The organism is Bartonella sp. AD328YNZD, from assembly GCF_042196425.1.
This window is the reverse complement of record NZ_JBHIQG010000131.1, coordinates 1-6,250: the sequence shown is the minus strand read 5'-3', so window position 1 is coordinate 6,250 and position 6,250 is coordinate 1. Positions and strand designations below refer to the sequence as shown.

The window sequence follows — 6,250 nt, the reverse complement described above, 5'->3', positions numbered from 1 at the left end:
CAATTAAGCGGACAATTTTCTATCGGTGTTATGCGCCCAGATGGACAAGGAGAACGAATTTTAACCACGGGTTTTCACAATGAAGGACCAACTTGGGCGCCAAATGGTCGTGTGCTAATGTTTTTTCGCAAAAATCCGGGTATGGGACCAAAAATTTATACCATTGACATTACGGGACGCAATGAACGTCAACTCCCCACACCCAATGATGCTTCTGATCCAGCATGGTCGCCATTGCTTACTATACAATAAAACAAAGTGCTTAAAAACAGAACATAGAGGGAATATAGTCTATACAGTTTCAAGTTTACACAATCTCAATTGTCTTTAATTATTTAAAAGAAGGAATTGATTATAGTGGGCATGGGGAGTTATGTATATTTCACCTATCATCTACGGTTATTTGTAAATAGTGAAGTTTCCTTGGGGAAAGGGTTTTAAAAAACAATACCTTAAAAAGTATAACCGAAAGTTTTGAGGTTTCTAGATTTCAACTTTTTATGCAAAGTGCTGCTAGATATATTTTTTTTGATTTTCTTTCCGATTTAGTTTGTGAAGAATCCGGATTTTTGTCGAGGATGTTTTCTCTGCTGGCTCTTCATGCGTTTTCTGTAATTAAAGGAAGCTTTAAGAATATTGGTCACGGCCTTTAAAAAATATTGAATGTGTCAATGAATTCTAGATGCTTAATAAAATAGAGTAAGTCGGCACCATCATATGTTTAGCGTCTAATGTTGCAACAGCCCTTTTCCCTTGAAACGGTTCATAAGAAGCTTTTTTATTCTTTTGAAGTGTTTTACGCTACATAGCTCTCCCCGCTTATAACGTGTAAGAGATATGATTTTGATTGATTCAAAAGAGAACAGATTTGAAATAAGAAAAATTTACGATTCACGGTTCTTATTCAAGGTATATAATGCTAAATTATCATTATAAATCAATATGTTGATAACCTTATACTATCATACCGTAGATGACGGTATTTTACTCCATAAAAGGATAATTCATTGTTTTGCATCATAAGAGCTCTCAATATTATAAGATTTTTTCTTATCAAATTATTCTGTTACAGGTCACAAGCGACATTGATGGAAACATTGATACCAGCGTTGATGTATGAATAAAGTTCTTTCAAAAGGGAACTAAAATGTTTTTCATGAATCATTTCAAGGGCTGAGAGTTTACAACATTAGAAGCTAGAAAAGAGCATAATGATGCCGGCTTATCGCTTTACGAAGTAAAGATGGTAGAGAGGCTTTTATACCCTACGGGGAACTTACGTTATACTATGGCTGCTTTCATGAAATGAAAGGCATGCGCATTGAGAGATTTTTCTTTAACAAAAACAGAACCAGAGCATGAATTCGCAATACAATAATATTACGTAGGGAGATTGCGTGGAGGCCATTGGGGGATATTGCGCGTGGCATTTTATCGTGTCGTGTTTTGGGTTTTTTGTTTTGTAAGGAGTTTCTTCTCATTAACGAACAAGAGAAATAAAAGTGTGAGGCAAATGTGGAATCTCCATTCTTTAAAAGATATTGCTTTAGATACTTTTAAAAAGCTGTAAAGTTAAAAAGCCGTAAACTCGTATGAAAGGTGGTGATATGGGTATTAGTTTTTATACGGTTTTATTGTTTTGACCAAATAAGATTGTTTTTTCGTTTCGAACATACCTGATACTGTTGACCTCTTCTGGTTTATACAATACATTGATTTATAATGATAATTTAGCGTTATGCACCTTGAATAAGAACCGTGAATATCGCAAAATTCTCTCATTTCAAATCTGTTCTCTTTGAATCAATCAAAATCATATCTCTTGAACGTCAAAAGCGGGATAAGTGCGTGGATAAAACTGTACAAAAAAGAACTAAAAATGGCTCTTATGAACTGTCTTAAGTACTCAGGGCTGTCGCAACACCCACGAGCTGGCAAAATATATAATGATGGTTCCGGCTTGCTTCTCCACAAACCTAAAGATGCAGGTGTTCAGTGACTTTATTGTTATATCATTCACGGGCGCTGCCGTGAAATGGGCTTGGGAGCGTTCAGACATGTCTCTTTAATAAAAGTTTATAACAGTCTCCAAAGTGCTCAATCGTTTTACTCTTTATCTCAAGTATATTGTGGTTTTCGGTTTGAATATTGAGGGATAGGTAACAGAAAAAGGACAGATTTTATAAGATCAATGACGCTATTTTTAGGAAGCATACAATGCCATAAATTAATGCTATAAAGTCAAAAATTTATCTGCAATAGATTAGAGAGATATACCGGTTTTTTATAAAATACTTTGCCAAACAGCCCGCTCTGGCTTTATAATTACTTATTCTGTTATATCATTATAATATATTGATTTGTAATGATAGTGTAGTATTTTTAAACTTTAATAAGAGCCCTGAATATCGTAAGATTTTCCCATTTTAAATCTGTTCTCTTTTGAATCAATCAAAATCCATATTTCTTGTACGTCATAAGCGAGGAGAGCCGTGTGGAGAAAAACACTTCAAAGGAGTAAAAATGCCTCTTAAACTGTCTCAGAGGCTAAGACTTATCAGCAACATTAGGTGTTGGCAAAGTGTATGATGGGGGTGGTTTGTTCCTTCATAAACGAGAAACACTGTCTTTGAGGTGTGGTGATATAAGATATGTAAATCTCCTTGATATATTTTCAGCGTGTTTTTTAGTGGGTGGTGAATATTTAGAGGAGGGCTTGTTTGACAGGACTTAAGGTACAAACAAATCTCATGCGTGATGCGTAAAGTGATTCGTCATAGGAATACGTCAAGAAAATCAAAACTGTTTACAGATCAGATCGGGGTAAAATCTTCATCACTTGAGAGCAAGGAGGAAAGGTTAATCTTAAAGAATAAAAAGATCAAATAGAAAGGGGATTTATGGATAATTCTTGGGGTATGTAACACAAGGTGATGCTATAGAGTTTTGTGTGCTTTATTATCAGAAGTGTTTGGGCGTTCAAGGGTGCATGCTTTTTTGCAATGCTTTCTTTTTTCTGCGATTGATTGCGGTTTTATTACTACAAAGCTTGGCTTTATAATAATTTATTGTTTTGTATATTGAATGAGAGTCTCGACTATCCTAGGATTCTTTCATTCCAAACCTATTTCATATTGAATCAACCAAAACCATTTGTGTGCACGTTACAAACAGGGAGAGCCGTGTGGAGTGAAACTGTATAAGATAAGGAATAAAAACAGCTCTTATGAACCGCCTCAAGTGCCAAGGGCTGTTGCATAACCTCTATGAGTTGGTAAAGTGTGTGATGATGCCTTGGGTTTTGCACCAATGGTTGACCCCGCTATCGACGCGGGGCTTTTATATCTGCGGATAAAGAAGAAGGATGATAGATACTTTTGCGTCTCTCATAGATGAAGAGAGTGCCTATGCTAATGATGGGAATTATACAGACAGTTTTGCTAAAATCTCATCACTGACATCAAAATTGGCATAAACATTTTGCACATCATCATCTTCTTCTAATGTTGAAATCAACCGTAAAACGGATAAAGCTTTTTCTTCATCTATTGGTGCAAGGGTGGTGGCTTTCCAAATCGTTTTAATCGATTCTGCTTCCCCAAGTTTTGCTTCAAGTGTTTTTGAAACTTCACCAATATCTTCAAATGCGCAGGTAATATGATGTCCGGTTTCTTCTGATTGTACATCTTCGGCCCCAGCTTCAATTGCTGCATCCATGATGTTATCTGCTGTTCCTGCTTCTGGCTTATAAATTATTTCACCAATTCGATTGAACATGAAGCTTACAGAACCTGTTTCCCCCAAGGCTCCTCCTGATTTGGTGAAGGCTGCTCGCACGTTTGAAGCGGTGCGGTTGCGGTTATCGGTTAAAGCTTCAACAATGACCGCAACACCCCCTGGTCCATAGCCCTCATAGCGCACTTCATCATAATTTTCGACATCGGTGCCTGAAGCTTTTTTAATCGCGCGTTCAATATTATCTTTCGGCATTGACTGTGCTTTAGCATTTTGAATAGCAAGTCTTAAACGTGGATTCATGGCTGGATCAGGAGCACCTTGTTTTGCTGCTACAGTAATTTCGCGTGCAAGCTTAGAGAATATTTTCGAGCGCATTGCATCTTGACGCCCTTTGCGGTGCATAATATTTTTAAATTGTGAATGGCCTGCCATAGTTTTCTTTCCTGTTTGAGGGCTTTCTTTCCAGTTGGATACTTTTTAGAATTTCAAGGCGATAAAACGTGCATCCCACCAGAGTAAATGTGCCACAACGTGAGGTGAAATAATCGAATAAAGCCTTTATAAAAAAATTCATCTTAAAGGTAAAGATACCTTGTTGAGGATCATTACAAGAGAGCTCTCTTGTCGTTGAGCAAAAATCACGCTATAACAGAAGGCAGTTTCATGGCAAAATGGTTTATTCCATGCCACGCTTTGTTTTAAGAGTGGGTGGGGAAAACCTGATATGTAATTATGTAATAAAGTTTCAGTGCTCTTAAGTGAGCGGGTAACCTAGGCGCAGAAGAGGATTTATAAAAATGGCAACGCAACTTTTGATGCCCAAAGCAACAGCTGTTTGGTTGGTTGATAATACAGCTCTTTCTTTTGATCAGATTGCAGAATTTTGTAAATTGCATGTCTTGGAAGTAAAAGCTATTGCCGATGGTGAGGCGGCTTATGGTATTAAAGGTTTAGATCCAATTAGTTCTGGGCAATTGACACGCAGTGAAATTGCACGGGTGGAAGCAGATCAAAACGCACGCTTAAAAATTTCTCAATCTAGGGTGCACATTCCTGAAAAAAAACGTAAAGGGGCGCGCTATATCCCTCTTTCTCGACGTCAAGATCGTCCCAATGGTATTCTATGGTTGGTCACTAACCATCCCGAATTGAAAGATGCACAAATTGCACGGTTGATTGGAACAACAAAAGCAACGATTGAACAAATCCGCCTTAGAACCCACTGGAATAGCGCTAATTTGGTCCCTCTTGATCCTGTAGGACTTGGTTTGTGTTCGCAAATCGATTTAGATTTTGAACTCCAACGTGTGGCAAAAAATCGCCCTATTGCTGCGGAAGAAGATAGGTCATTGCTTCCCGCATCTGTGACGGAAAACGCTGCTCTAGAAGACAATGAGCGTGAAGAAAATCTACACAAGACTTTTGATGCCGATAAGGTTTTTGCAAAGTTGAACGCGTTGCAAAAAAATCGTCAAGACCGAGATGATGCATAAACAGCGTGATGTATAAGTACAACGTTTTTTAGGGAAATGTTAGAGGAAGTTAATGGTGAGAGTGAAAAAAATCGGCAGAGATTCAAAAATGGTGACAAAGGACAAAAAAATTTCGTCTTCATTAGGAATTAACAGTTATTTTTAAAAATATTCTAAGAATTTGCCCTTTTTTACGAAACTCAAGGAGAAATAGGCTATGTGCTCTACCCAAAATACTCTCTTTCATTCTTTAGCGGTTATCTTTTTTTTATCATTGTGCTTGGGTGGGTGTGACAAAAAAAATATCGGTGCACTTAACGGTATGAATGGCGCTTATATGAATGATGCTGGTTTGAATCAGGCACCATCAGGTTCAGGACAAGAATTTACAGTTAGTGTGGGTGATCGTGTATTTTTTAGTCTCGATTCTTCTTCACTTGATGCTGATGCTGAACGTATTTTAACGCGCCAAGCAGAATGGTTGCTTCATTATCCTTATTATTCTATTATGGTTGAAGGTCATGCTGATGAGAGGGGAACACGTGAATATAACTTGGCACTTGGACAGCGCCGTGCTGTTGCTGTGCGAGACTATTTGGTGTCTCTAGGTGTGTCTGCGCAACGAATTCAAACAATTTCTTACGGGAAAGAAAGACCTGTAGCGGTATGCGATGATATTTCCTGTTGGAATCAAAATCGACGTGCTGTTACAACGTTGAGTAACGCGAGTAGTCATTAAAAAAAATTATTTGTTTCAATTATTCAATGAGCTCTTAAGGGGAGAAAAGAATGTATCGTAAAATCAATTGGAAAGCACTCTTTTATATGGCGGTTTTCATAGTTTTTTCAGCGCCATTTGCTCAAAGTGCGGCGCGAAAGGCTTCTGAATATCCTGCACATGATACGGATAAAGTTGATACCGCCGATAAAGCCGTATCTGATGCGGTAAAGAAAGCCACGGATGCTGCCGATAAAGCAGCTTCTGATGTGATGGAAAATGCCCTTGATGCTGCGGGTAAAGCCGCATCTGATGCGGTAAA

General features: G+C 37.9%; 3 protein-coding genes and 3 pseudogenes. 5 read left to right on the top strand and 1 reads right to left on the bottom strand.

Going from position 1 to position 6,250, the window contains the following annotated elements; translation table 11 throughout:
- Positions 1-252: pseudogene (gene tolB, locus ACFIO3_RS07175) on the top strand (Tol-Pal system protein TolB); the annotation flags it as partial.
- A 1,627-nt stretch (positions 253-1,879) separates the two neighbouring features.
- A pseudogene (locus ACFIO3_RS15765) lies at positions 1,880-2,074 on the top strand (DUF4102 domain-containing protein); the annotation flags it as partial.
- Between the two features lie 1,349 nt (positions 2,075-3,423).
- Here the strand turns inward: ACFIO3_RS15765 and ACFIO3_RS07170 are convergent.
- Positions 3,424-4,170 carry a YebC/PmpR family DNA-binding transcriptional regulator gene (locus tag ACFIO3_RS07170; RefSeq protein ID WP_375608436.1) on the bottom strand — a complete coding sequence of 249 codons (747 nt, stop codon included), beginning with the start codon at positions 4,168-4,170 and terminating at the stop codon, positions 3,424-3,426.
- A gap of 365 nt (positions 4,171-4,535) precedes the next feature.
- Here ACFIO3_RS07170 and ACFIO3_RS07165 point away from each other — a divergent pair, with 365 nt between their 5' ends.
- The 3 genes and pseudogenes from ACFIO3_RS07165 to ACFIO3_RS07155 all read left to right on the top strand — a co-directional run.
- Positions 4,536-5,231: a DUF1013 domain-containing protein gene (locus ACFIO3_RS07165; RefSeq protein WP_375608437.1), complete on the top strand. Its 696-nt coding sequence runs from the start codon at positions 4,536-4,538 to the stop codon at positions 5,229-5,231.
- 196 nt (positions 5,232-5,427) lie between these two features.
- Positions 5,428-5,949, top strand: coding sequence for a peptidoglycan-associated lipoprotein Pal (gene pal / locus ACFIO3_RS07160; RefSeq protein ID WP_375608438.1), 522 nt, complete (start codon positions 5,428-5,430; stop codon positions 5,947-5,949).
- A 50-nt stretch (positions 5,950-5,999) separates the two neighbouring features.
- Positions 6,000-6,250: pseudogene (locus ACFIO3_RS07155) on the top strand (tol-pal system protein); the annotation flags it as partial.

Bases quoted from the DNA above. Each gene is read 5' to 3' on its own strand.
- pal (WP_375608438.1), top strand. From the start codon at position 5,428: ATGTGCTCTACCCAAAATACTCTCTTTCATTCTTTAGCGGTTATCTTT.
- ACFIO3_RS07170 (WP_375608436.1), bottom strand. From the start codon at position 4,170: ATGGCAGGCCATTCACAATTTAAAAATATTATGCACCGCAAAGGGCGT.
- ACFIO3_RS07165 (WP_375608437.1), top strand. From the start codon at position 4,536: ATGGCAACGCAACTTTTGATGCCCAAAGCAACAGCTGTTTGGTTGGTT.